The organism is Anoxybacillus amylolyticus (assembly GCF_001634285.1).
Classification (GTDB): Bacteria; Bacillota; Bacilli; order Bacillales; family Anoxybacillaceae; genus Anoxybacteroides; species Anoxybacteroides amylolyticum.
On the sequence record NZ_CP015438.1, the window covers coordinates 2,365,235 to 2,390,726 of the forward strand.

Sequence of the window (25,492 nt, forward strand, 5' to 3'; positions counted from 1 at the left end):
ACAGGTGTCCTTAAAATAAGGGACACCTGTCGAACTATCGAACCGGCAGCGGGTTTGGGGCGACAGGGACGGCAATTTTTTCGTTCCATCGGTATGGTCCGATATTGTCAATGTTCCCGCCCGTAAACGTCACCGATCGGAAGTGAAATTCTTTCGCTGTCAATAAAATCGCCTCTAGCATCCATTGGGACGAAGCCATATCGGCAAATGATGAGTCTTCCGTAAATTGCACAACGAGATCGTCGTGTTGTTTTTGCACAGAAGCAATGTGCACGTCTTTCGCAATCGGCGCGTGAAATATACCTGACGCCGTCTGCATGCTTTCTAACGCTTTCTCAATGGTGGCAAACGATTGCGGCGACGGAACTAAAAGCGTTGGTGCCCCTTCTTTTGGTGCATAGAAATAGTAGGCGCGCTGTTTTTTCGCAATCGTTAATGTTTCAAGGTGTCCCGTATTCGGCAAATCAATCCCTTTTTTCGTTTCCGTAAAAAACCGCACGCTCGTCCCGCCCATCCAACGAACCGTTTCTTCGATGCTAGCGAGAAACATTTCCTCGCCCGTAGAACCGCTAGAGAACACAGGATGGGTGCTTGGAAGACGAACGGTCCATTCGTTGTTGCGACCAGCCGTGATAGTAACGCCTTCTAGCCACTTCGCATCTAATCCTAAGTCAACGAGTTCTGCCTTTACCGCTTCTAGTTGTTCGTTAAATGGCGTTTGCGCCTCCACAGGAATGCTTATCGGAATAACGGCTTGGGCGTTTGCATCGGGGAGGCCGAAAACGACCGCATTTCCGCTCATAAGGGCGCGAGAAGAAACGGACGCTTCGTCTGCTTGCATCGTGCGGTTTTCGTTCGGCGCCACTTCTTTCGCTTGCATCGTCATCGACATTTCCGGCTTCTCCTTCTTGCTTTCGTTCGTCGGAGAGGAGGAAAAAAGCGATACCCCAATAAGAACAAATAAGCACGCTGCCGCTACTGAAACAACCGCTGGAACGATGCGGAACTTCCATTTCTTTTGCTTAGAATGCGCGATTTGTTGATAAATCGCTTCTTTCGAACGGCGGTCTTTTACGCGTGGCATTTGTCGCAATAATGACTCGAGTTCTTCTTCATTCCATTGGAATTTTCTCATGATGCCATCCTCCCTTCGCTGCTTCTTCCATTTGTTGCTTCAGCCGTTTTAATGCCCGATGCTGCGTCGTTTTCACTTTGCTTTCCGTCCAGCCGAGTGTTTCCGCTGTTTCTGCAACCGATAGCCCTTGAATAAAGCGAAGGACAACAACGAGCCGTTGGTCTACTGTACAATGACTTAAGCAACGATACATTAGCTGAATTTCCTCCCGCTGTACGGCAATTTCTTCTGGGAGTGGGCCTTTGTCGTCTTGCACTTTCCAACCATTCATTATTTTAGTGCGAAAGCTTCGTTGTTTGCGAAAAAAATCGATCGCCACATGCTTCGCAATCGACAACAGCCACGTTTTTTCGCTGCTTCTCCCTTCAAACCGATCATATGACCGCAACACTTTTATATACACTTCTTGAACAAGGTCTTCCGCCTGTTCTCGATTCCTAACCATATAAAACAAAAACTGAAATAACTCTTGATGGTATTTTTCATACAGCTCATCGAAGACGGAGTCCATTCATTCCCCTCCCATTCTACTTTATTAGTCGAAAATCATGCTGCTTTCGTTACCATCACATAATAAAAAAAAAGGAAGAATACGAGATAATATTCTCCCTTTTTCCGTTCGTTATTGCTCGCCTTTCTCTCGAAACACAATCGCGCTTCGTTCGTATTCAACATCCGGAACACCTAGGCGAGCGTTAATGACGCGAGCGACGGCGAAAAAGTAGTCGGATAGGCGGTTGACGTATTGCAAGACAATGTCATTAATCGGCTCGGCCTTGCTGAGCGACACAATGCAGCGCTCCGCCCTTCTCGTCACCGTCCGCGCGACATGAATGGCGGCTGCCGCTTTTGAACCGCCTGGCAAAATAAACTTCTCTAATGGCGGTGCTTCTTTGATATATGCATCGATTCGCTCTTCTAAAAACGTCACCATCTCTGCCGTCACTTTATACGGAAGCTTTCCATTCACAATCGCTAAATCGCCGCCGCAATCAAACAGCTCGTGCTGAATTTTTTGCAATTCGGCATAAATGTCTTGAAACGCTTCCCCGTCAAGGAGCGTCATCGCTTGGCCGACGAACGAGTTCACTTCATCCAACGTCCCATACGCCTCCACGCGCAAATGGTCTTTATCGACGCGCCCTCCGATTAAACTCGTTTTCCCTTTGTCCCCTGTTCTTGTATACAACTTCATTTCCTCTTCCCCCTTATTTCATACGCTCCGCTAGCCCGCACCAAATGCGGTCCACGCGGGTGCATTGTTTCACTAATTGTTGATAGCACCATCCGGTCACATCGCGCCAATGCCGCTCCTCTTTTTCCATCGGCACAATCCCTTGCGTAATGTCGCAACCAATCCAAACGACGTGCCGCCCTTCCGCTTCGCTCTCCCACTCGCACCACGTCTGAAAAAACGACTCCCAATACGCTCGTTCCGGCAACTGGCGAATCAATGCTTCCAATCCTTCGAAAATTACCGTACGCGCATTGATTTCGTGCGGCAAAAACGGCGCTTGCGTATAGCCGCTGCACCAAACGTGCGCTACTTCTATCAATCGGTAATGCTCTACAACCCATTTTCGTTTTCCTTGAAACGCACCGCCGACAACGAAATGCATCGCTTCCGCCCCTCCCATCGCTCCGTTGTCGATAATAACGTAAATCCGCCGCCAAACGGCACCGTCCATTCCCAAAACGGCTTTTCCTCCGGCGCATAACGCGCTAATACATAGCGAATCGATCCGCCATGCGTCACAATGGCAATATGCGAAGCCGAACGCTGTTTCGCAAGCGCAATCGTTTCCGTCAGCGCTTTTTCGATTCTCGCTTGAAACTCGCGATAATGCTCCCCATTGGGCGGTGCAACACCAAACGGGGAATCGAGCCATTTTCTATACTCTTCTACTTCTTTCAACTCCGCATACGTTTTTCCTTCCCAATCGCCAAAATTTATTTCGCGCCAAGCGCTTCGTTCATATACAGGAAGCGTTTCTGCAAATAAGAGGCGACACGTTTGTCGGCATCGCTGCAAATCGCTCGTGACGACGAAATCAGGCGAACACGTAACGGAAACGCTCCGAAGCCGAGCAATTTCCCGTTCTAAAAGCGGCACATCCGAAAAACCGATGTACCGCTTTTCTTCGTTTTCCTTTGTTATGCCGTGACGAACGAACGTAACAGCCAAATGAGAAACCATAGCCATCCCTCCGTTCCTTCGACAAAGGCGCCGAGCATATCGCCAGTAATGCCGCCAAATTGCCGCTCATAAAACGACCGCGCACTAAGCCAACTAAAAACGGCACCAAGCGCAAGCACTATCGTTTCGACCGGACGAATGGCAACAAAGCTGGCTATTCCTATACTTAACAAAAAGATAATAAAACGTGCATCGCTTTTCGTCACATGTTCGCGAAACGCCGCCGCCATCCCTGTCGGTTTTGCCAACTTTCCATACAGCAATAAAAGCGACATGAACGACCGGGAAAAAAACGGAATAGCGATAAAGACAATCGGCACTACATGTCCGATTGTTTCATAGAAAAAAACGAAGCGAAATGAAAGAAGAAAAATAATCGATAAGACCGCAAATGCTCCAACGCGCGAATCTTTCATAATGTCAAGTCGCCGCTCTTTATCCCGATACGAAAAAAAAGCATCGCTAACGTCCATCCAGCCATCCGCATGCAAGCCCCCCGATAAAAAAATCGAAAAAAACAAAAGAAAAAGAGCAAGAAATAATGGCGAAACCGATGTTTGTAAAAAAAGCCAATAAACAAGCGCCTGTACGCTACCAACCACTAACCCGACAACAGGAAACATCCGAACCGACCAGCGCGCCGTTTTTTCTTCCCACGTCACTTCTTTCCCAAGGGGGAAAACGGTTAAAAACTGAAGTGCCAAACATAGTCCATGCCATATCATCATAAAAAATTATCCCCCTTTTTCACAATCAGGATGCCATGTTGCACAACGATCGCGGATGAAGCAACGCGAACGACTTGCTGATGAAGCCAGCCGAGCATTTTCATAAAATGATATGTTCCTATGTCTTGCAACACACCGCCCGAAAATAGTTCGTTGGAGACGATGACGACCGCCTTAGCAACGGCAGAAAGTTCGTTTATTGTTGCGAAAATATCGTCCGCTTTTCGCCGACAATACGATTCCTTTTCCCAACCTTGTTCAGCAAACAATTCGTTTGCGACCCAATTCGTCAAACAATCGAGCAAAACGACATCTTCTGTACAAACCTTTCCAATCAGTTCATGCACGTTACGCGGCTGTTCCCACGTCACCCATTCGACCGGCTGTAGACGTCGAGCTTGTTGGTGGCAAATGACGCGTTCGCGCATTTCGTCATCGGTCACGTTTGCTGTCGCGATGTAATGAATCGTGCTCGTTGGCGAAGCAAGCGAACGGACGGTGCGCTCCGCTATTCCACTTTTTCCGCTCCGTACACCACCGCTAATAAAAATTACCATGTTTGCCACCTTGTAAGAGAAGATACTAGCTGATCATTTTCTTCCGTTGTTTTCACCGCCAAGCGCAAATAGCGGCCGTTTAATCCTTGAAAGTTTAATGTATGGCGCGGGACAATTCCTTCCTTTAATAAGCCGTACAAAAGCGGTTCCACTGGCTTGTTTAGCGGACGAAGCAAATAAAAATTAGCAACCGACGGAGAAACATAATATCCTGCTTCCCGCAAGATCGACGTCACCCGTTGCCGTTCGCTTGCAATCATCGAACGCGTATGCCTCACAAATTCACGCATTGGCAAAAAATGCAGCGCTAACTGTTGCGCCAATTGACTTACACTCCACGCCGGCTGCAACGCCTTTAGTTTTTCGACAATCGTTTCATTCGCTGCTACATACCCGACGCGCGCCCCCGCTAAATGATAAATTTTTGTTAACGAACGAACGACAATGAGATGAGGAAACGATGAAATCCATGGCAATGTTGTATATCCCCCATCCCAAAAATGATAAAACGCTTCATCGATGACAACAAATTTCCTACGCTCATCCGCCGCTTGCACTAACGTATAAAGCGATTCTTTCTCCATTGCCGTACCGGTCGGGTTGTTCGGCTGGCAAAGAAATAGTACGTCGACTTGTTCGAGTAAATCCAATAGCGCCGACAATTCATGCCTCCAGCTGCTTTCTTCCGTCGAAACGAGAGATTGTACAGGGCAGCCATTGGCTAGGCACGACCGGCGATATTCTGAAAACGTCGGCTCTACTATGCCGACACGTTTCCCGGAAAATAATCGGGCGAGTAAATCAATGCATTGCGATGCCCCGTTTCCGACAAAAATGTGCTGTTCGGAAAGCTGTTCTGTCTGGGCAAGCGCGCGGATTAGTTCTTCTGCCTCTGAATCGGGATATTCGCTTGCCCAGCGACAAAAATCGGCTTGCGTCGGCCAAAGCGCAAGCGGCAACGTATACGGATTCGTATTCACGCTAAAATCAAGCACCCGTTCAGGAAGCGGTAACCCGGTTGTTTCATAGAAACGGTGTGGATTTGCTCCATGCAATGGCCAATTCAACGATCATCCCCCCTATTAACAGCAGCACAACAAACACAAACAACGTTCGCCACATTACCGAAACCGCTTGGCGAATATGTTCTTTTGTTAGCGTGTGCACCGCATCGCCAATTTTCGGGCGCTCGGATATGACCCCTCGATATGTATTCGTTCCGCCAAGCTGCACGCCTAAAATCGCAGCCATCGCCGCTTCTCCCCAGCCGCTGTTCGGGCTTGGGTGCTTACGGGCATCGCGCAATAGTAGCCGCGCGTGGCGGCGGAGCGAACGGCTATTTGCTAACAGCATCACCCATGCCGTCAACCGAGCAGGCACGTAATTGAGCACGTCGTCTAGCCGCGCCGATGCCCAGCCAAATTCGCGGTACATTTCGTTTTTATATCCGAGCATCGAATCGCACGTATTGACCGCCCGATACAAAAGAGCAAGCGGCGCGCCGCCGATGAGCGCATAAAAAAGCGGAGCGGTAACCCCGTCGCTTGTATTTTCCGCCACCGTTTCCACGCAGGCGCGCACCATTTCCGGCTCATTGAGCGTTTCGGTATCGCGTCCGACGATCATGCCTAATTCTTGCCGCGCCTTTTGGATATCGCCATTTTCAAGTGGGTCAAGGACGTTCCACGCCGCTTCTTGTAAACTTTTTGCCGCGATTGTCGTAAAAATGCACACCGCTTCGACGATGACACCAACTACCGGCGATAGCTGATAGCTTAGCGAAATAAGTGCATAGCTAAACGAGAAAACGGTGCCGATGACGACCATTACTGCCAAAATTCCTTTCCACCGCCGAGCCCGTCCTTTATTGAGATGACGATCAAGCGCGGCAATTAGCGCTCCCATCGCTCGCACCGGATGTGGCAACGAGCGCGGATCTCCAATAAACGTATCGAGGAAGACTGCACCAACCATCGCATATAAATGGTAAATCATCGGCGCTCCCCTTTCCGCTTTTCATAGTTTCGTAACGCATTTATCGTCGCTTCATATACCGCGCGGCCAATTGCTTTCCCGAGTGCGGTTGCCGACCCTGCATAGGCGTATTCTCTCCCTGTTTGCGAAGCGGCGATGGCAATACAGTCGGTCGATGTTCCAGTAGCGAACGTGTTCGTCACTGGATCGAGCACCCCTTCGTCGCTTAACGCCTTCGTTTTCGCTTCCGTTGCCGTCATGACTGCCTGTACGAACGCCGCATCTGTCAACATCCCGTCAATGAAAATCATCGTATTAATCGTGCCGACCGACGAAGAAACGTTTTGTTGCCATGCTTTCGTGACATCGACCGCATTGCCGACACCGGCGGTGACTATCGCACATAATGAAACTTCTAAATCTTTTTCATACACAATGGACGCATCTTCCACATGTACGGCGGTCATCATGCCAATCGTTTGTTGCACATCAAATGAGCGCTCACGCAAATATTGTTTCATTTCCGCTTCGGGGTCACTAGAAGTGTATTGCTTCGGCACGTGGCGATTAACAAAATAACGCGCCCATTGAACCCCAGCGCCAACGACGGCAGAAGAAAGCACTTTAAACGGCGTTTTCGTTGTGACTACGAGCTGTTCACTCGTTGTTGTCATGGTAAGTGATGCCAATCCTTCGCTCATATGCTTTACGTGTGGCAAAAACGTCAATAGCGGCGCAGGCAGTACGGGATGGGCTTGCCGGCGCACCGCGACGTGAAATACGTGCTCCATCGTCGTTTCTTCTATCAGCTCGCTAGGCGTACCGTTCGCCGCCACATGTCCTTCATGAAGCAACAAAAGACGGTCGCAGTAGAGGCTTGCTAAATGGAGGTCATGAAAAATCGCGACGACCGTCAACCGCTTTTCATTCGTCCATTGCTTCAACTCATTGAGTAAACGCACTTGTTGGGCGATGTCCATATGATTGGTCGGCTCATCTAGAAGCAATACTTTCGGCTCTTGGGCAAGCGCCCGTGCCAAATAGACCCTCTGGCGTTCGCCGCCGCTTAATTGGTCGATTGGCTGCTGCTGCTTAGCAAGCAACCCGGTTTTTGCCAACGCTTCTTGAACGGCTCGTTCGTCTTCTTCTGTCCATTTCGGCAGTAGTCCGCGCTGATGAGCGTAGCGCCCAAGCTCTACCGTTTCTTTTACCGTATAGCCAAACGCTGCCTCCACGCTTTGCGGCAAAACGGCAACGACGCGCGCCAATTGTTTTGGTGAAAAGGAAACAAGCGGCATGTCGTTCAATGCAATTGCTCCTTCTTGCAACGGAAGTTCCTTGCTTAATAGTTTTAATAACGTCGTTTTTCCGCTTCCGTTTGGTCCTAAAATACCGAAAAACTCCCCTTGCTCAACGGCAAACGATACACGATGCAGCACTTGTTTTGTTCCATACCGATACGACAATTCGTTTACTCGTAGCATTTTGCTCACGTCTTTCTTTTAAAAAATAAATAGGCAAATAAAGGCGCACCAATTAATGCCGTAATAACACCAATCGGTAACTCCCGCGGTGAAATGATTGTCCTCGCCACTAAATCGGCCAGCACTAAAAACGCCCCTCCATACAAAAGCGATAACGGCAAAAGCAAGCGGTGGTTCGGTCCGATAATAAGCCGAACGATATGGGGGACGACGAGCCCAACAAACCCGATCGCTCCAGAAACGGCAACTGCCGCCCCTGTCAATAGCGATGCGCCAACTAAAATAGCAAGTTTTCGTTTCTCCACGTCGACACCAATATGTGCCGCAACCGCTTCCCCAAACGAAAACGCATTTAATTCACGAAGATGGACGATTAATAAAGCACTTCCTATTAGAAAAAAAGGTGCAATCATCAGCGTGTACTTCCAACCGCGCATTGCAACACTTCCCATTAGCCAGCCAATCACTTGGCGCAGTTCCTCGCCTGATAACGCAATCATTAACGAAATAAGGGCGCTAAAAAAGGCGCTGAAAATAATCCCCGTTAGTATAATCGTTTCAATCGACAACCGGCGATCTACTTTTCTTGCAAATAAAAGCACGAGAAAAAGGGTAGCAAGACCAAATGCGACGCTGACAAACGGTAATGTAAACGTTCCAAAAAAAGGAATTTGCCAATGGAAAAACAGCACGAGAACCGCGCCGACGGAAGCGCCGGACGACACACCAAGCGTGTATGGATCTGCCAACGGATTTTTCAGCAACCCTTGAAAAGCTGCGCCGGCAAGCGAGAGTGCTGCCCCGACAAAAAAGGCAAGAACGACGCGCGGCAAGCGAATCGCTAAAACGATTTGCACAAGGTTGTCTGGAATATTATGTTTACTAATCATTCCTATTTGCGACAAAAAAATCTCGATAATAGTAGAAAAGGGAATCGATAGAGCGCCTATCGATATCCCTAATAGTATCGCAAACGCTGCCGCAAAAGCAGCGCCCGCATAAATCATCGTATTATTTAAAGACGTCTGGATAAATGACTTTCGCAAGTTCCTCTACTCCTTCGACAAGGCGTGGACCTGGGCGCGATACTAAATCAGAGTTGACGTCATACACTCGCTTGTTTTTAATCGCCGGAACGTCTTTCCAAGCCGGACGGGCCAATACTTGGTTGACGGCATCTTTCACATAGTAGCCGTATGTCGTAATAATGACGTCTGGGTTTAGCGCAACCGCTTTTTCTTCGGTGAACATCGGCCAGCCTTCTTGGTCGCCGGCTACGTTTTTCGCTTGGATCGCTTGTAACATATCGTCAATAAACGTTCCTTTTCCTGCTGTATAAATTTCCGGCGCTGGCGATACTTCTACCCATACTTTCACTGGCTGTTTTACGTTTTTCGCTTTTTCTTTGATTTCTTCTAGCTTCGTCTTCATATGATCGACAATTTCTTTTGCTTTTTCAGTCGTGCCAGTTGCTTTGCCAACTAATTCAATCGAATGATACACATCATCAAATGATTTCGCGTCATTGACAACAAGTACTGCAATACCTGCGTCTTTTAGCTGCTTGAGCCCGTCTTTCGAGTTATGGGCGCTCGACGCGTGGGCGAGTACTAAGTCTGGTTTCAAGGAAATAATTTTTTCGACATTAAACTCCATGCCACCAATTTTTTCTTTGTTTTTCACATCTTCTGGATAGTTGTCAAAATCGCTCACGCCAACAATTTTATCCCCTAATCCTAGTTCGTACGCAATCTCTGTGTTGCTTGGAATGAGGGATACAATTTTTTTCGGCTCGGCTTTAATCGTCACGTCTTCTCCAAGACCGTCTTTCACGGTGACTGGAAATGCCGCTTTCGTTTCTTGTTTTGCATTCGATTCACTCGTTTTGCTTGTGTCGTTGCTGCACGCCGCAATCATGCCGAACGTCAGCAAAAAAACAACGAGCAGCGCGTAATGCTTCCACTGTTTCATAGTTTCTCCTCCTGTATGTATGGTGTGAAAATGAAAAACGCTCACCTCGGACGAAGTGAGCGGGAAACGACATCATGCGGACATACTACATTGCCGTTTCGCCATCTCACTCCCCGAAGATAGGAAACTAACGCAAAAAAGGCAGGTCTACTGACTCATGCTTCCTCCTACTTTGAACCTTCCCATACGACCTTGCCGTACAGTGGTGATTTCATTTCGTCTGCATTTACAGTTGCGGGGACAGCTCTGGACTTGCACCAGATTCCCTATTAAGTCTTTGTGACACCTTTTTTGCCTTGTATGCAATTGAATTTTTCGAACAATTATAATATTAAAGGAAGAAGCGTGGTTTGGCAATCCATTATTTATAGCAAAAAAACAAAGAAAATTATGATTTTTTCACTTCCCTTTTAATGGTATTTTATGGTATGATAATGAAAAAGGAGGAGAAGTTCATGGGCTGGATTATCCTTATGGGCAGCTTGCTTATTTCCGGCTTTCTGATCGATCGAATCGCGAAAAAGCGCAACATCCAAATGAATCCAAAAGAAGGAGCGAAAAACGCCACCGACGCAGAACGAATTTACGTCGAAACATACTTGCATCAGCAGCGCGAAACGAATAGTCATCCTTACGTATAAAACAAGACTGCCCCCACAACGCACATGCGTTGTGGGGGCAGCCCCATTTTACAGCGGCAGCGTAAACGTAAACGTTGTGCCTTCGCCAAGTTTGCTATGGACGGTGATCGTGCCTTTATGCGCTTCGACGATGTTTTTCGCAATCGCAAGACCAAGCCCTGTTCCCGAGCGGCCGCGCGTACGCGCTTTATCCGCCTTGTAAAAGCGCTCAAAGACAAACGGCAAATCGTCTTCTGGAATACCAGAGCCAGAATCTTGCACATGAACAACGACCGAATTACCATTAATTTCCACCGTTACTTTCACGGACCCTTGCTCGTCTGTATGGCGAAGCGCGTTGTCAATTAAATTCGTTAACACTTGCTCAATGCGATCTGGGTCGATAACGACTTCCACTTCGGTTCGAAACTCGGCCGATAAATCGACACCCTTTTCTTTTGCCAAGCCTTGAAACTTGCGAATGACACGGTCGATATATGGACGAAGCTGTACTTCTTCTAAATTTAACGTAATGTGTCCTGCCTCCATGCGCGCTAAGTCTAGCAAATCGTTCACAAGCCGACCCATGCGCAGCGACTCGTCATAAATAACTTTCGCCATCTCTTTTTTCTCTTCGTCGGTCGCCGCAATATCGTCAATAATCGCCTCACTATACCCTTGCAGCATTGCGATTGGCGTGCGCAACTCATGCGATACGTTCGCTACGAAATCTTTACGCAATTTATCTAGTCTTCTCTCTTCCGTCATATCGCGCAACACCGCTACCGCCCCACGCACCGTCGTTTGGCTGTAAAGGGGGGTCATTAAAATAACCCACGTCCGTCCTTGCAACGTCAGCTCCATCGATTGCTCTTTCTCTTCGTTCACGACACGCGAAAACAAGTCGGTCACTTGCGGTGGCAATGCCTCCATCGCTTCGCTTTCGTTTCCTTGCTCAAAATACCACGATTGCAAAAACCGCTCTGCCGGCGGATTTGTGATTAAAATCTCACCGTCTCGATTAAACGTAATCACCCCGTCCGCCATGCTGCTTAAAATGCTTGCCAACTGCTCCTTTTCTTGATTGAGCGCATTCATGTTAAACTGAAGACGCCGCCCCATTTGATTAAACGCCATCGCCAATTCCCCAATTTCATCATGGGTTAAAATCGGGACTTTCGTATCGAATTTACCGCGCGCCACTTCAAACGCAGCTTGCCGCATTTTCCGTAGCGGTGCTGTAATGCGCGTCGATAAGAAAAAAGCAAATATCGTCGTCAACACAATCGCAATAAACGCCGCTAAAAAAATAAACTTTTTCGTCTGTTGCGTCGTATCCTCTACCGCTTTTAGCGATTGAAAAACAAACACCGCCCCTTGTTTCCCGCTCGCCGTTTCTAGCGGCACGCCGACAATAAGCCATTGGCTAGAGCCGTCTGAGGTCTGCATGGTTGGCAAATACATTTTCTTTTTCACTTGCTTTGTAAACGCTTGTTTTAGGACATCGTCTGATTCAATAAGAGAAAGCGGGATATCTTGCTGCTTCGAATGTGACGGCAAATACCAATAATGGGTTTTATCAAACATGATTATCGCTTTTGATGAGTCCCCAACAAGCGATGAAGCAATCGAGCGGGCAAGCGCTTCATCTTGCCGCTCGTGCATCACCCCCGCTACTTTCACCGCCAGCTGTGTCAATTCTTTTTCCGCCTCTTGGACGTGGTACGTTTCAAAAAATTTAAGGAGCAGCATCGTCAATACCACTAACACGCACGACACAAGCAATAAAATCGTCGCCCATAGTTTCCCAACGACGCTTCGCCAAAACCGCATCATTCACTCACAACCTCAAACTTATAGCCAACTCCCCAAACAGTAACAATCATTTTTGCCGCTGCTGGCGATACTTTATTTAATTTTTCGCGAAGACGCTTAATGTGCGTATCGACTGTCCGTAAATCGCCAAAAAATTCATAATGCCATACTTCTTTCAACAACTGCTCTCGGTCGAACACTTTATCCGGTGATTTTGCTAAAAATAGAAGCAATTCATACTCTTTTGGTGTTAGACTTACTTCTTTTCCGTCCGCCGTCACACGATGCGCATCATTGTCAATAGTTAAATGCGGGAAAACGAGCACATCTTTTGCGGTTGTGTCCGCTTGAACGTACGTCGCATTCGCCGCACGGCGCAACAATGCTTTGACGCGCAGTACAACCTCGCGCGGGCTGAACGGCTTGACGATATAGTCGTCTGTTCCCGCTTCAAATCCTTGCACGCGGTTTGCTTCCTCGCCTTTTGCTGTTAACATAATAATCGGCGTCGCTTTCTTTTCGCGAATTTCTTTGCATACTTCCACTCCATCTTTTCCTGGAAGCATTAAATCAAGCAAAATCAAATCATATTCATTTTCGAGCGCTTTTTTAAGCGCCATGTCGCCTGTTTCGGCTTCATCAATGACATACTCTTCGCGCTCTAGGTACATTTTTAATAAGCGGCGAATGCGCTCTTCGTCATCAACAACTAAAATTTTCACTTGTTTATCCATATAGAACATCCTCCCTCGTTCACTATTTTACAAAAACTGAAACCGTTTATCTACAAATATTACTGAAATAACAGTAAAAGGCATAGAAAAGAGGACATCTCTATGAGATATCCCCCTTTAAGACCCTGCATACGAGTGCAAGCCGGCAATGACAAGATTGACCGCCACAAGGTTAAACATAATAATGGCAAAGCCAATGACCGCAAGCCATGCCGATTTCTCCCCGTGCCATCCGCGCGATAAGCGGAGATGTAAAAAGGCTGCGTAAAAGAGCCACGTAATAAGCGCCCATACTTCTTTCGGATCCCAACCCCAAAAACGCGTCCACGCAATTTGCGCCCAAATCATGGCGAAAATAAGCGCACCGAGCGTAAACACAGGAAATCCAATCGCCACTGCCCGATAGCTAATTTCGTCCGTTAAATCTAAGTTGACGTTTTTCACAAGCGGCTGAATAGCAGCAGCAACCCGCTTTCGCAGCACAAGACGCAACAATAAATAAAGCGCCGTACCGCCAATCAATGACCAAATGACCGTGTTTAACTTTTTCGCATTAATGATCGCCGGCATTTCGACAAGCGGCTGCATGCGGTCTTTGCTTTCTTTCTCTAATGTTCCTTTATGCGGGCCAACAAGCGCTGGCAGCTCATAAATCGCCTCTGTTTTCTTCCCGTTTTTATCGATCCATTGAAACTTCGCTTCGTAATCTGCAATGGCAAATGCGCTTGAAACGCCAACAAAGCCAAGCGTCGTAATTAAACAAAACAACACGAACTCCAACCAAAACGTGCGTTTGCTCGGTTTTGACTGGTCAACAACGCGAATTAAATAAATAAGCCCTGCCGCAAAACTGACTGCTAAAATTGCTTCCCCTGCTGCTGCTGTCGTGACGTGAATTTTTAGCCAATCGCTTTGCAACGCTGGAATAAGTGGGGTAATTTCCCGCGGAAACATGCTCGCATAAGCGATGACAAGAAGCGCGACAGGCAACGTAAATACACCGAGAATGGCAGTTTTATAAATAAAATAAATGATGATAAACGCTGCAACAAGCATCATGCCAAAAAATGTCGTGAACTCGAATAAGTTGCTGACGGGCGCATGCCCTGCTGCCATCCAACGAGTAATAAAATATCCTAGCTGTGCAATAAACCCTAAAATCGTAATAACGATCCCGATTGTCGCCCAGCGGTTTGTTCGCTCTTTCCCCTTTTTCTCACGAATTGTTCCACCAAAAAAGAACGTTCCGATTAAATAAAGAACGAATGCAATATAGAGCAGCGTACTACTAAGTTGTACCAAGCTCATTCCCCCCTTGTGCTTTCTTTGCAATTTCGGCTTGATCGATTGGCATCATAATGTCTGTCCCATCAATAACTGCTTGAATTTCTCGTTTAAGCCCGAACCAGTTTTTATTCGTATGCGCAGCAAGCCATACTTCCCCGTTCGTCCGCTTCAGCCAAATGCGGCGATGGTTCCAATACATTCCTTGGATAAGTCCAATCATGAAAACCGTCCCTCCAATTCCTAACACCCATAGCGTCAAATCACGGCGCACCGTTAGGGCGGAGACATTTCGCGTATCAATGCCAGCGAACGCCATTTTATATTTGTTGTTGCCAAACGGCTCAATCGTTTGGCGGATCGCGACAAAACTTACTTCTCCTTTTGGTTTATCCGGTGTATACATTTTAAAGACAAAGGCTGGATTGTTTGGCACTCTCGATTTTGTGTTTGGATTCCCATCGTCATCAAAATAAAAATCTGGGAAGTAACTTAATAGCTCGACACGGTAGCCGTTACCTAAATCATATTTCTCCTTCGGCTGCAATAAATCAACAGTAATCATCCCAAATGATTTGCTCGTCTGTTTATCAATAAGCGAAAACGACATGCTTTTTAACTCATTTAGCTTAAAATCCACTTGGTATAACGCATAATGATCGTATTTCAGCGGCTCGTTGACACGAATCTTATATTCTTTTATTTTTTTCAATTTCGGCTCCTCGCCAGCGATAACCGGACCGACGCGCTTATAAAGCACCGCTTTCGTTTCATATGTTTTCGCAACCATTCCGCTGCCAACACGGTCAATCGCTGCGTTAAATACAGCGTTTTCTTTTCCTTTTTGATAGGTTTCAAACGTGAATTTTTCATTTTTTAAAAAATATTCGCCGTTCGTTCCCGGAATTTCTTTCGTTTCCCCTTCGCGAATCCATAACACTTTATCGACGTACATTCCTGGTACGAAACGAAGCATTGCCCCGATTAAGAAAATAATAAGTCCGATATGGTTGACGTACGGGCCCCAACGCGAAAAGCGCCCTTTTTCGGCAAGAATATTACCGTTTTCTTCTCGAATATGATAACGACGTTTGGCAAGCCGCTCCTTGATCGTTTCCAACAGGTGATCATCCGCTATCTTTGTCGCGCTAAATAACCGTTGACGGCGCAAAAAGGAGTCGTGGCGCGTCACTCCTTGATTGTTAAGCGCACGATAGAGGGGAATCACCCGGTCTAAGCTACAAATCACAAGTGAAACGCCAATCAGCGCAATCAATAGCATGTACCACCATGAGCCGTATAAATTGTCAAAGCCAAGTTCATAGTACAATTTTCCAGCCCAACCGTACTCCTCTTCATAATATTGCGCCGGTGTCACGTTCGGCGGCAAATACATTTTTTGCGGAAAAATCGTTCCAATAGCCGAGGCAATTAACGTAATGACAATGAGCCACACGCCTACTTTTACGGATGAGAAGAAATTCCAAATTTTATCAATTGTCGTTTTATTATATGTTTGCGAACGGCGGGCACTTCCTTCATAACGCATGTCCAATAGTGGTTTTTCGACTTCTTCCAACGGTTTCCCGCACGCTTCGCAAAAAGCAGTACCATATGGGTTGACATGTCCACATTCACATTTTACTTGTTCCATTTGAAAAACTCCCTACGGTTTAATGCTTTCCATGTATTGGTTCACTTTTTCTTCTGTCATCGTTCCAGTAATAATCGCTTGAATTTTGCCGTTTTTATCGATTAAAAACGTCGTCGGCAATGGGTCGATTTCATAGGCGTTCATTACTTGGTCTTCACGGTCAATGACGACTGGAAATGTTAACCCGAACCGATCGACAAACTTTTGCACGCTTAACTTTGGTTCGCCAACGTTGACTGCCAGCACCTCAACACCTTGCTGTTTATACACTTTATACTGTTCATTAATGAACGGCATTTCCCGTTCACACGGCTTGCACCACGTCCCCCAGAAGTTTAAAAATACCCCTTTGCCGCGATAGTCTGACAGACGATGTTTTTTTCCATTCAAATCGGTGAGCACAAAATCCGGAGCGGTTGCCCCCACTTTAATTTCCGTTTTTTCGGTAAAAAAATTCGAATAAATTGTATACCCAACAGCGGCTAACAAAAGCAATAAAATAACCGCCCGCATTACAAATCGCTGTTTTTTCATCTAACAACTCTCCCATAACGAAAAATATACCATTTTTCATTATAGCAATATTCACTACGCTCATAATGAAAATTATGTGAAGATTATGTGACAAACACGAAAAGCGCAGGCAACTGTCTAGCCCCGACAGGCGCTGGAAGACCGGCGAGGAGGCTGTCGCCGCCGCATCGGGGCTGAAGCGTCCCGAGGGGCTAGGAGCCGCAGCTAGACAACACGAAAAGCGCAGGCGACTGTCTAGCCCCTTATACACGCGCATGTTCGCCAGATAACGCAAGCGCCCGCAATTGCTTCACTTCATGCGGCGTTAACTCGCGATAGTCGCCAGGGTTTAACCCTTTTAAATCAAGAAACGCATACCGTTCCCGCTTTAATTTCGTCACTTGGCAACCAATCGCTTCAAACATGCGGCGCACTTGGCGGTTTCGCCCTTCGTGAATTCGGACTTCGATAATCGCTGTTTTCTTCCGTTTATCGAGTGAAAGCATTTTCACTTTTGCCGGTGCGGTCATGCCGTCTTCGAGCATAATCCCTTTTTCTAGTTGCTTGAGTTGCTCTCTTCTTGGAATCCCTTTTACTTTCGCCACGTACACTTTATCGATTTCATAGCGCGGATGCATTAAAAGGTTCGCAAAGTCGCCGTCATTTGTCAAAAGCAACAGCCCCGACGTATCATAATCAAGCCGCCCAATCGGATAAATGCGCTGACGCAACTCTTTAAAAAAGTCGGTCACCACTTTCCTTCCTTTGTCATCTTTCACGCTCGAAATGACTCCGCGCGGTTTATAAAAAAGATAATACACCGGTTCTTCTCTCTCCACCGGGATGCTGTCTACTTCAATTTTATCTTGCGGACCTACTTTCACGCCAAGTTCGGTCACGATTTTGCCGTTTACTTTCACTTTTCCTTGTAAAATGAGCTCTTCTGCCTTTCTTCTCGATGCAATGCCTGCATGGGCAATTACTTTTTGCAATCGTTCCATCATTTTCACCTCATCACTCATCTTACTCTTTTCGACAAAAAGATACAAGCATACAGCCTACTTTTATCATACAATAGTTCCTTTTCGAAACAAAAAAGCAACCGCCACCGGTTGCTTACTTCCCAAACACAAACAATACGATGAAAAAAGAGATAATAAAGCTTAAAATGTCCGCTAATACCCCGACTTTTAACGCATCCCCCATTTTTTTTATGCCGACAGCGCCAAAGTAAACAGTTAAGACGTACAACGTCGTTTCAGTGCTCCCTTGAATCGTTGAAGCAAGCCGCCCGATAAAAGAATCTGGTCCGTATGTCGCAATAAGGTCAGTCGTCATGCCTAAAGCGGCAGTGCCAGAAATCGTCCGAACGATTGCTAGTGGAACAACTTCCGGCGGCATCCCGATTGCCTCGACTAACGGCTTAATTCCCCTCATCAAATAGTCAAGCGCACCGGACGCACGAAAAATCGACACCGACACAAGCATGCCAACTAAATACGGAATAATGGAAAACGCGATTTGGATGCCTTCTTTCCCTCCCTCGACAAACGATTCATACGTCGGTACGCGTTTCCACGTCCCGTATAACAAAATAAACCCGATAACGGTTGGAATAAGCCAAAGCGAAATCCATTGCACAAGCGCCATCATTGCTTCCCACCTCGCGTCCGTTTCCAGTAATAATACCGGTCAATAAAAATCGCACCAATCGTCGCTAATAAGGAAGCGATAAACGTCGTACCAATAATTTCCCCTGGCGACGCCGAACCGTAGGTCATGCGAATCGAAATGACGGTTGCAGGAATAAGGGTAATTCCTGACGTATTCATCGCTAAAAACGTAACCATCGACCGGCTTGCTGTCTCGCGATTTCTGTTTAGCTTTTTCAATTCTTCCATCGCTTTAATGCCAAGCGGGGTAGCCGCATTGCCAAGCCCGAACATATTCGCAATCATATTCGAAACGATGTAACCGAGCGCCGGATGATCTTTCGGCACTTCCGGAAACAGCCGGCGCACAAGTGGGGTAAACAAACGAGCAAGCTTCGCAAGCAATCCTGCATCTTCGGCAATTTTCATCAATCCGAGCCAAAACACTAAAATGCTAATCATCCCAATGCTAATCGTCACCGCTTCTTTGGCACTTTTAAAAATCGCTTCATTTACTTCTTCCATCGTGCCGTTTATCGCCGCAAAAACAATACCGATAAGCGCCATGACTGCCCAAATCAAATTAACCATCGTGCCCAACACCTAAAAAGAACACAAGTTTCCAAATGGAAGCGTTCGTTTGTTTGCTCTGGCTCTGCTTATACAAAAGTGGTACTTCATCGACCGGTTGTCCATCTAAATATAGCACTGCTTTTCCAACAACGATCGGAATAAGCGCTCGCTCTTCTTTCCATTGTTTTTTTGGACGAAGAAGATGAATACGCACACGCAATTTTTCCATTTCGTCTTTTTTGACTGGATATACTAAATCGCGAGATGCTTGCAGATGGTTTCGATAAAACTTGTCGTTTACACGTTTCCCGATTCGCTCTTTACTTACTTTCGCAAGCACATAATGGTCAAATCCGTATTCGTACATGGAAATATGGTCGTTCCAATCATCAGGGGCGTTGAGTGTCACAGCGATTAATTCTAGACCGTCTTTTTCTGCACTCGTCACAAGCGTCCGTTTGGCCCGTTTCGTATAGCCTGTTTTTCCGCCTGTACAATATTCGTACAAGTTCGTTAACAATTTGTTTTTATTGCGCCAGATCCGATCCCAATTTTCATCCGGATTCGGAGCACGATATACTTTCGTACCGGAAATTTTTCGAAACGTTTTGTTATGCATCGCATAGCGCATTAATAGCGCCATATCATAAGCGGTCGAATAATGATTTTCCGCATCGTCAAGCCCGTGTGGATTGGCAAAATGCGTGTCGCGCATCCCGATTTCGGCTGCTTTTTGGTTCATTAAAAACACAAAGCCTTCCATACTGCCGCCGACATGTTCCGCAATCGCCACAGCAGCATCGTTCCCTGAACGGAGCATAAGCCCATAGACGAGGTCGCGTAATTTAATTTTTTCCCCTTCTTTCAAATATATGGAAGAACCTTCCGCTCGTACCGCGCGGGCGCTTACCGTCACTGTTTCATCTAGTTTCCCTGACTCAATCGCCAAAATGGCCGTCATAATTTTTGTAATGCTGGCAATGCGTCGCTTCGTATGGGCGTCTTTTTCAAACAATACTCGCCCTGACGTCTGTTCCATTAAAATCGCGCTTTGCGCGCTGACGTCTTGCGCTTTGGTCCGCTGCGGAATGCATGAAAAAATCATTGCCAGCATCACAATGCAAGCAAGCAACCGTTTCCTTTGCCGCATGTAACCCCATCCCTTTTGCTGTTTTGTACAAGTGTATGCGGAAAAAAAGGGGATATGCGTAAAAGCAGGAAGAAGAGGATTCTTCCCACTTTTTACATTTTAAAATGGTTGCCATCGAAGACGCCGCGCCTGCTCAAATCGTTGCTCAACATCACGCCAGTTGACAACGTTCCAAAAGCTGTTAATGTAAGCAGCACGGTCGTTTTTATATTGCAAATAATACGCATGTTCCCACACATCAAGAACAAGCAGCGGAATCGTATCCCATTGCGTCATTAGTTGATGTTTTTCTGTCTGCAAAATTTCTAACCGATGGGCACGTGGCGACCAGACAAGAATGGCCCATCCGACTCCTTCTACTTTTTTCGCTGCTTCGGTAAAATGGTTTTTAAAACGGGCAACGCTGCCGAAATTTGTTTTGATTTGTTCAAGCAATGCCCCTTTTGGCTCGCCACCGCCTTTTGGCGTCATGTTATACCAAAAAATTGTATGCAAATAATGACCAGAGCCGTGAAATGCCGCTTCGCGCTCCCAATGGATGAGCAGTTCGTAATCGTTCGTTTCACGCGCCGTTTCCATCATTTTTTCCGCCTTATTCAATCCGTCGACATAACTTTGATGGTGCTTCGTATGATGGAGGTACATAATTTCCCCAGAGATATGCGGTTCTAACGCATCATAACGGTACGGTAGCGGTGGCAGCGTATGTGTGCCAGCAGTGCGTTCAAGCCCTTGTTCCATTTCACTTCTTTCGTCAGTTGCTCGTTCTTCTACGAGCGAAATACGTTGCACTGTTTTTTCATAAAGCGATGCAACGATCGCTTCCACCTCTTTCACCGCTTCTTCCGTCCATCCCCCTTCGTGTGAAGAAAGATACGTGAGCAGCTCCTCCACCTCCCCGCGCATGTCGCTTCGTTCTGCTAACTGACTCATCCATTCCATGACTTCATGCACATATTGCTCAAACAGTTCCTGCTGTTCCATCACCAATCTCCTCCTTCTTTATCCGCCATTATCGTATGAAGGATAGGAGAAAATCGTTCTTGTCCTTATGAAACGATTTATTGAATAATACCAAGACGTATCGCTTTCGCAACCAATTCGGTACGGTTTTTCGCATTCAATTTCTTCATAAGACTAGAAATATAATCTCTTACTGTAAATTCACTCAAATATAGTTGCGAAGCAGCTTCAGCAGTCGACGCGCCATCGGCAAGTAGCTTCATGATTTCCATTTCCCGTGACGAAAAAGAAACAGCATGTACACCTAAAGATTGCTTTTGAACAGGCGCCTCTATAAACCGCAACAACAATTCCCCCGCGCTTTGCCCAAATTTCATCAAGGCCGGAAATAAGCTGCGATCAACTGCAAAATGTTTACCAGCTCCTTGATCTAATACAATCCCCCCTATAATTTTTCCCTCAGTTGGCACATAGACAGGGACAATAACAAGAGACGCAATCCCAAATTTTTTTGTGTAATTTTCCGGAAATTCCTTATTCGCAAACGGAACATAAATGGGCTGAAAATGTTTCATATCATGATGTTGCGATTTCAACTTCCCGATGCTTTCGTTTACAATCGGAATATTTGCAATTTCATCGGTAATCGCTTGAATTTCTTCATTGTTTAGTCGATACCCATATAAACCAACAATTTTACTTTCCATATCGGAAAGTTGGAAAAGGGCGCAACGCTCAAATGGTAAAAAATATCCAAATCCAAAACAAATATTTTCCATCGCTTCTTGAAAATTTTGTGAACGAATAATCCATTCGTTAAATAAAATAACTGCATCTTTCCAACGATTTTCTTTCCATCGACGAAACGTTTTCTCTTCTTCTTCTTGAAACGCACGGAATAAATGAACACTAACGGTCAACCGCTCCGCGACTTGCTTATCTTCTGTCCCAAACAAAAGCAATTCGTTTTTCCACGGAACAGGAAGATGAGAACTCCCTAATACACTCACAATTTCATCCCAAGAACAAAACACAGCATTTTCACCGGAAATATTTTTATACGGATGAACGCCAATAATTTTTTTTATAGAAAACCCTTCTTTTGTTTCTTCGATTCTCGCAATCCATTGGGTTGGTAGGTTAGGGTTACTTAATAGCCGCTCACACACATCGTCTATTTGTATTTCTTGACGATACAAATAAAGCATCGACTCACTTATTTTTGAAAACAAATAGTGCACGGAAGGATGTAGTTTAGAGGAATAGGCAATTCGCTTCTTCAAAACTTTATGAGCTGCATTTTCTAATAAGTTTAGATGAAAAATAACTAACTCTGGCTCCGGACATCGTTGGAACATTTCCATCCACTCTGTTTGAATGGCTTGAATCACGTCATCGACATTCACACTCCCTATCTTGGAAAAAGTGAAGTGGCGCAATAAGCATTTTTTCACAAGCGCAAATACATGTACCGGTTTTTCGTTTTGTTGGAGGAAATACAAAATGTGCTGCCATTCTTGCGAAAGATCTTCTTTATAAATGCTTAACAAATGAATGGCATTGTTTAAAAGATGGTTTAAATGTTCATGAAGTGTCCGAGACACCTTATCCCCCCTAAATTAAAATAAACGCCTGCTTTACTATTCACCGTACATCGTCCTATCCCTTCTTTATGAAAAAAATATAGAATCCTATGGCTGAACACAAGATTTTCTGCCTTTTCCCTCGAACAAGAACGCCGGCGGGCAAATGACATTTGCCCTTCAAGCGTTCATTGTTGGAGGAGGGCATGCTAATACTCCCAGTCGGCAAAGTGCCGACAACAACAGAAAAGCTATAGAGCGATGTCAACTGGCTTTTATTCGTTAATCAATACGCCTGATAAATGCACATTGAAATGTTACCATTTTTCGACTGTCACGCGTCCGCGTGACAGTCGAAAAAATACGTTAAACTCCTCAGTTACATGTATATAGTTCGACTCATTTCTACAAGCTCCTTCCTTATTTTAATGAAAATCCTACAAATGTAGGGATTAACTTTTATAGGTAGATAGCATAAAATTTTCAACAAAATAAAGAAAACGTCCACTTTTCCGTAAGCGTTTTCTTTATTTTGAATGTTACACAAAGGGGGAGTAAATGGTGGCAGAAACAGTGATTGTCGGAGGGTATACGGTTAAAAGGAGGTTGTGGTTTGCACTGTTAGGCGGTTTTTTATTTTTAGGCATCCTTCTTTCGTTATTCGGGATGACAGGAATGGCCTATGCTGTTCCGCTGAGCGGGTTTGGAGAGTTTACCGTAAAATTTGACAAAATGGTCGGTACAGGCTTTAAGCTATACGGCGGAGCTGCAGATGGGGCAGAAACGAAAAACATCCCTGTTACTGTTAACGAAATTAATCATGCGACCATTACTGGATTAGAAATCTCCAAAACGATTCCTGCGCTTGGGATTCGGGTCGTGATTTCTTCTGATAAACCGGTCGAAATTGACGGCTTAATTCAAAAAGCAACGCTCATTAACGGTAGCGCACAATTCGGCAATTTAACGATGTCGGAAAATTATGTTGGTGACATTCAAGATCCAGTCCAAAAAATCGTTCGGGAATTTACACAAAGTGCAGATAGCATTGTGATCGAAAATGGCGATTTAAAAACGCTCTACCTTTTCCAAAAAACTGTTTCCCTTCCAGGAATGAAAGTATCGTTTGAAAAACTAAATTAAATTTTTGCGAGGATGATTAGAAATGAACATGTTTTTTTCCAAACGAGAAGCGTTTAAAGAATGGAAAGCAAGACGCCCTTTTTGGGGAGCGACATTAACGATTTTGTCTGGTTTGGTTATATTATGGATTCCTATCCAGCTTTATGAAGTAGCCATCGTCCCAGGCAGCATTTTGTTTTCAGGGTTCTTTTTAGGTGGGCTTGTGTTCCTTTTAGGGGTTATGTCTTATGCCATGCCCAAATTATCAACTGTATTCGGGATTATCACTATTTTCTCTGCTGTTTTGTCGATCATGGGAGCGCTCGGTGGCTTTTTAGTGGGAACAATTTTAGGCATTATCGGCGGAGCGTTATGTATTGCGTGGAAACCCGAGTTAGCAGTGGTAGAAACAAGCCACCTCGATCTGAACAACGACCATTCAGTAGAAAACGAGATTGCATCTGGAATTATGGAGTCTTGAGCTGGGTATTTCCTTCTCGTTATGGAAAACGATTATTTTCATAGTCCATTTGCTAAGAGCCAACTCCCTTGAAAATAGGGGAGGCTCTTTTTTTAAAAGACAAGCCTATCACAGATAGAAAAGGTGGTTGCATTGATTAATAGGCGCTTTATCGTTATCATTTTTCTTATTTTTACTAGCGGGGTTTTATTTGTTCGACAAGGGAGTGCTACTACTCCTACGGTTGTCGGTTTTGTCATCGAAGCAACTCAGCTAGAAGGGACGCTGAAATCTGTTTCGCTTGGGACAGGCGATACGGCGGAACAACCAAACACTCCAATACTGTCACTTTCGCTCGAACAGATAGTGGCAAATGGACTCACGATTCGTAAAATTGTTCGTACTCCATCTGGAAATATAACCGTCCGTATGACTTCGTCCGACGTTGCTACCTTTCGACAACTAACGGTACAACTATCTAACGCACAATTTAGTGAAGTATATCAACCAACGGATGGAAAGATTGGGTTTAAGCAATTAAAAATGCTCGCTCACCGCATCGTTTCTGATGATGTCAAACTGCCGCAACTGCTTATCACCCTAGAAAGTGGAGGAGAGGCAGAAATAACTCCCGCCAATGAGGAAGCGTTAGCACAAATGAAAAAAACCCTCGAAACGCTTATAAATAACACGTCGCAAGTAAGTGAGCCAACCCAAACAGAACACCAGCCGTCTACCGCTGGACAACCAAATGACCAACCAACAGGCGAAAAAGCGGATGCGACAAACTAAGCGCTCCGCTTTTCCAACATCCCTTTACTTCGACTGCATCATTTTTGTCCGGTAGTCTGTTTCATAAAATTCGAGTTCTTCACGCATCGCTTGGAAGCTTCTTTCTAGTGAGGAAAGAAGCGCTTTGAGCGATGGCGGCGGCGTTTGCCGGAATTTAATTGAATTTCGCCCTGTATAGGCAGAACGGCTGTCTTCATACCAAGCATCGTTTTTCGGCGCAAAAAATTCGGCAATACACGAATGATAAATACGGTAGAGCGCTTTTTCAGCAGCCGCTTTGCGGAACGGCTCATCTTTTAAAACAACGCGACACGCTTCTAGCCCTTCTTCACAATAAACGACTAAGCGGCGCAAGTTGAGCAATAGCTGCTCATAGTACGCCTTATCCCCATCTTCTTGTTCCGCAAGCAACCCTGTAAGCGTCGTTTCGTTCAAATAGTTCGTCATCGCTCGAACGGTATGCTGCAAAAACGTCTCGACTTGTTTCGTTTGATTCATGACGATTGCATTTGCCATAAAAATCCCCCCATA

The 25,492-nt window shown here is 45.7% G+C and carries 28 protein-coding genes and 1 riboswitch; of the genes, 4 read left to right on the forward strand and 24 right to left on the reverse strand.

What is annotated here, in order from left to right; genetic code table 11:
* Positions 1–34: 34 nt before the first annotated feature.
* From GFC30_RS12030 to GFC30_RS12085, 12 genes are all read right to left on the reverse strand, one after another.
* On the reverse strand, positions 35–1,135 hold the full coding sequence (locus tag GFC30_RS12030; RefSeq protein ID WP_066325918.1) for a GerMN domain-containing protein: 1,101 nt from the start codon (positions 1,133–1,135) through the stop codon (positions 35–37).
* The gene (gene sigX / locus GFC30_RS12035; RefSeq protein WP_066325921.1) at positions 1,113–1,646 is read right to left on the reverse strand and encodes an RNA polymerase sigma factor SigX; all 534 of its coding nucleotides are present in this window, start codon (positions 1,644–1,646) and stop codon (positions 1,113–1,115) included. The genes GFC30_RS12030 and sigX overlap by 23 nt, the downstream gene beginning before the upstream one ends.
* Positions 1,647–1,757: 111 nt before the next feature.
* Entirely contained in the window at positions 1,758–2,330 is a 573-nt protein-coding gene (locus GFC30_RS12040) for a cob(I)yrinic acid a,c-diamide adenosyltransferase (RefSeq protein WP_066325923.1), read from the reverse strand.
* Positions 2,331–2,343: 13 nt separating this feature from the next.
* Complete coding sequence (locus tag GFC30_RS12045; protein WP_066325925.1) at positions 2,344–2,754, reverse strand: bifunctional adenosylcobinamide kinase/adenosylcobinamide-phosphate guanylyltransferase; 411 nt, start codon at positions 2,752–2,754, stop codon at positions 2,344–2,346.
* The gene (locus GFC30_RS12050) at positions 2,703–3,332 is read right to left on the reverse strand and encodes a histidine phosphatase family protein (RefSeq protein WP_066325926.1); all 630 of its coding nucleotides are present in this window, start codon (positions 3,330–3,332) and stop codon (positions 2,703–2,705) included. The genes GFC30_RS12045 and GFC30_RS12050 overlap by 52 nt, the downstream gene beginning before the upstream one ends.
* Positions 3,290–4,060, reverse strand: a complete 771-nt coding sequence (cobS, locus tag GFC30_RS12055) for an adenosylcobinamide-GDP ribazoletransferase (RefSeq protein WP_066325928.1) — start codon at positions 4,058–4,060, stop codon at positions 3,290–3,292. The genes GFC30_RS12050 and cobS overlap by 43 nt, the downstream gene beginning before the upstream one ends.
* On the reverse strand, positions 4,057–4,617 hold the full coding sequence (locus GFC30_RS12060) for a bifunctional adenosylcobinamide kinase/adenosylcobinamide-phosphate guanylyltransferase (RefSeq protein ID WP_066325931.1): 561 nt from the start codon (positions 4,615–4,617) through the stop codon (positions 4,057–4,059). Before GFC30_RS12060 ends, cobS begins: the two co-directional genes overlap by 4 nt.
* On the reverse strand, positions 4,611–5,684 hold the full coding sequence (cobD, locus tag GFC30_RS12065; protein ID WP_066325933.1) for a threonine-phosphate decarboxylase CobD: 1,074 nt from the start codon (positions 5,682–5,684) through the stop codon (positions 4,611–4,613). Before cobD ends, GFC30_RS12060 begins: the two co-directional genes overlap by 7 nt.
* Positions 5,641–6,609: an adenosylcobinamide-phosphate synthase CbiB gene (gene cbiB / locus GFC30_RS12070; RefSeq protein ID WP_066327369.1), complete on the reverse strand. Its 969-nt coding sequence runs from the start codon at positions 6,607–6,609 to the stop codon at positions 5,641–5,643. The genes cobD and cbiB overlap by 44 nt, the downstream gene beginning before the upstream one ends.
* Complete coding sequence (locus GFC30_RS12075; protein WP_066327370.1) at positions 6,609–8,075, reverse strand: adenosylcobinamide amidohydrolase; 1,467 nt, start codon at positions 8,073–8,075, stop codon at positions 6,609–6,611. Before GFC30_RS12075 ends, cbiB begins: the two co-directional genes overlap by 1 nt.
* A 5-nt stretch (positions 8,076–8,080) precedes the next feature.
* Positions 8,081–9,121, reverse strand: a complete 1,041-nt coding sequence (locus tag GFC30_RS12080) for a FecCD family ABC transporter permease (RefSeq protein ID WP_066325935.1) — start codon at positions 9,119–9,121, stop codon at positions 8,081–8,083.
* Entirely contained in the window at positions 9,087–10,046 is a 960-nt protein-coding gene (locus GFC30_RS12085) for an ABC transporter substrate-binding protein (RefSeq protein WP_066325937.1), read from the reverse strand. The genes GFC30_RS12080 and GFC30_RS12085 overlap by 35 nt, the downstream gene beginning before the upstream one ends.
* Positions 10,047–10,169: 123 nt before the next feature.
* A riboswitch (cobalamin riboswitch) is annotated at positions 10,170–10,351 on the reverse strand.
* 150 nt (positions 10,352–10,501) lie between these two features.
* Here GFC30_RS12085 and GFC30_RS12090 point away from each other — a divergent pair.
* The gene (locus tag GFC30_RS12090) at positions 10,502–10,687 is read left to right on the forward strand and encodes a hypothetical protein (protein WP_066325939.1); all 186 of its coding nucleotides are present in this window, start codon (positions 10,502–10,504) and stop codon (positions 10,685–10,687) included.
* Positions 10,688–10,735: 48 nt separating this feature from the next.
* Here the strand turns inward: GFC30_RS12090 and GFC30_RS12095 are convergent, their stop codons facing one another.
* The 11 genes from GFC30_RS12095 to GFC30_RS12145 form a co-directional block, all read right to left on the reverse strand.
* Positions 10,736–12,499: an ATP-binding protein gene (locus GFC30_RS12095; protein WP_084256438.1), complete on the reverse strand. Its 1,764-nt coding sequence runs from the start codon at positions 12,497–12,499 to the stop codon at positions 10,736–10,738.
* The gene (locus GFC30_RS12100; protein ID WP_066325941.1) at positions 12,499–13,215 is read right to left on the reverse strand and encodes a response regulator transcription factor; all 717 of its coding nucleotides are present in this window, start codon (positions 13,213–13,215) and stop codon (positions 12,499–12,501) included. Before GFC30_RS12100 ends, GFC30_RS12095 begins: the two co-directional genes overlap by 1 nt.
* Positions 13,216–13,332: 117 nt before the next feature.
* A complete protein-coding gene (gene ccsB, locus GFC30_RS12105) occupies positions 13,333–14,517 on the reverse strand; it encodes a c-type cytochrome biogenesis protein CcsB (protein WP_066325942.1) in 1,185 nt (394 codons plus the stop codon).
* On the reverse strand, positions 14,504–16,153 hold the full coding sequence (locus GFC30_RS12110; RefSeq protein ID WP_066325943.1) for a cytochrome c biogenesis ResB family protein: 1,650 nt from the start codon (positions 16,151–16,153) through the stop codon (positions 14,504–14,506). Before GFC30_RS12110 ends, ccsB begins: the two co-directional genes overlap by 14 nt.
* A 12-nt stretch (positions 16,154–16,165) precedes the next feature.
* A complete protein-coding gene (gene resA, locus GFC30_RS12115) occupies positions 16,166–16,687 on the reverse strand; it encodes a thiol-disulfide oxidoreductase ResA (RefSeq protein ID WP_066325944.1) in 522 nt (173 codons plus the stop codon).
* Between the two features lie 242 nt (positions 16,688–16,929).
* The gene (gene rluB / locus GFC30_RS12120) at positions 16,930–17,667 is read right to left on the reverse strand and encodes a 23S rRNA pseudouridine(2605) synthase RluB (protein ID WP_066325946.1); all 738 of its coding nucleotides are present in this window, start codon (positions 17,665–17,667) and stop codon (positions 16,930–16,932) included.
* Between the two features lie 115 nt (positions 17,668–17,782).
* Positions 17,783–18,316 (reverse strand): spore maturation protein, encoded by a 534-nt coding sequence (locus tag GFC30_RS12125; RefSeq protein WP_066327372.1) that lies wholly within the window; start codon positions 18,314–18,316, stop codon positions 17,783–17,785.
* Positions 18,316–18,909, reverse strand: a complete 594-nt coding sequence (locus GFC30_RS12130; RefSeq protein WP_066325947.1) for a nucleoside recognition domain-containing protein — start codon at positions 18,907–18,909, stop codon at positions 18,316–18,318. The genes GFC30_RS12125 and GFC30_RS12130 overlap by 1 nt, the downstream gene beginning before the upstream one ends.
* On the reverse strand, positions 18,902–20,041 hold the full coding sequence (locus GFC30_RS12135; RefSeq protein ID WP_066325949.1) for a D-alanyl-D-alanine carboxypeptidase family protein: 1,140 nt from the start codon (positions 20,039–20,041) through the stop codon (positions 18,902–18,904). The genes GFC30_RS12130 and GFC30_RS12135 overlap by 8 nt, the downstream gene beginning before the upstream one ends.
* A 99-nt stretch (positions 20,042–20,140) precedes the next feature.
* Entirely contained in the window at positions 20,141–21,025 is an 885-nt protein-coding gene (locus GFC30_RS12140; protein ID WP_066325951.1) for a superoxide dismutase, read from the reverse strand.
* A 77-nt stretch (positions 21,026–21,102) separates the two neighbouring features.
* Positions 21,103–22,608: a response regulator transcription factor gene (locus GFC30_RS12145; RefSeq protein ID WP_066325952.1), complete on the reverse strand. Its 1,506-nt coding sequence runs from the start codon at positions 22,606–22,608 to the stop codon at positions 21,103–21,105.
* A 537-nt stretch (positions 22,609–23,145) separates the two neighbouring features.
* Between GFC30_RS12145 and GFC30_RS12150 the strand changes: the two genes are divergently transcribed.
* The 3 genes from GFC30_RS12150 to GFC30_RS12160 all read left to right on the forward strand — a co-directional run bounded on the left by GFC30_RS12150 (position 23,146) and on the right by GFC30_RS12160 (position 24,961).
* On the forward strand, positions 23,146–23,730 hold the full coding sequence (locus GFC30_RS12150; protein ID WP_066325954.1) for a DUF6230 family protein: 585 nt from the start codon (positions 23,146–23,148) through the stop codon (positions 23,728–23,730).
* 22 nt (positions 23,731–23,752) lie between these two features.
* The gene (locus tag GFC30_RS12155) at positions 23,753–24,190 is read left to right on the forward strand and encodes a DUF6114 domain-containing protein (RefSeq protein WP_066325956.1); all 438 of its coding nucleotides are present in this window, start codon (positions 23,753–23,755) and stop codon (positions 24,188–24,190) included.
* Positions 24,191–24,322: 132 nt separating this feature from the next.
* A complete protein-coding gene (locus GFC30_RS12160; RefSeq protein WP_066325958.1) occupies positions 24,323–24,961 on the forward strand; it encodes a hypothetical protein in 639 nt (212 codons plus the stop codon).
* Positions 24,962–24,985: 24 nt separating this feature from the next.
* On the opposite strand, the gene GFC30_RS12165 is transcribed toward GFC30_RS12160, so the two are convergent.
* On the reverse strand, positions 24,986–25,477 hold the full coding sequence (locus tag GFC30_RS12165) for a DUF3907 family protein (RefSeq protein ID WP_066325960.1): 492 nt from the start codon (positions 25,475–25,477) through the stop codon (positions 24,986–24,988).
* Positions 25,478–25,492 lie beyond the last annotated feature (15 nt).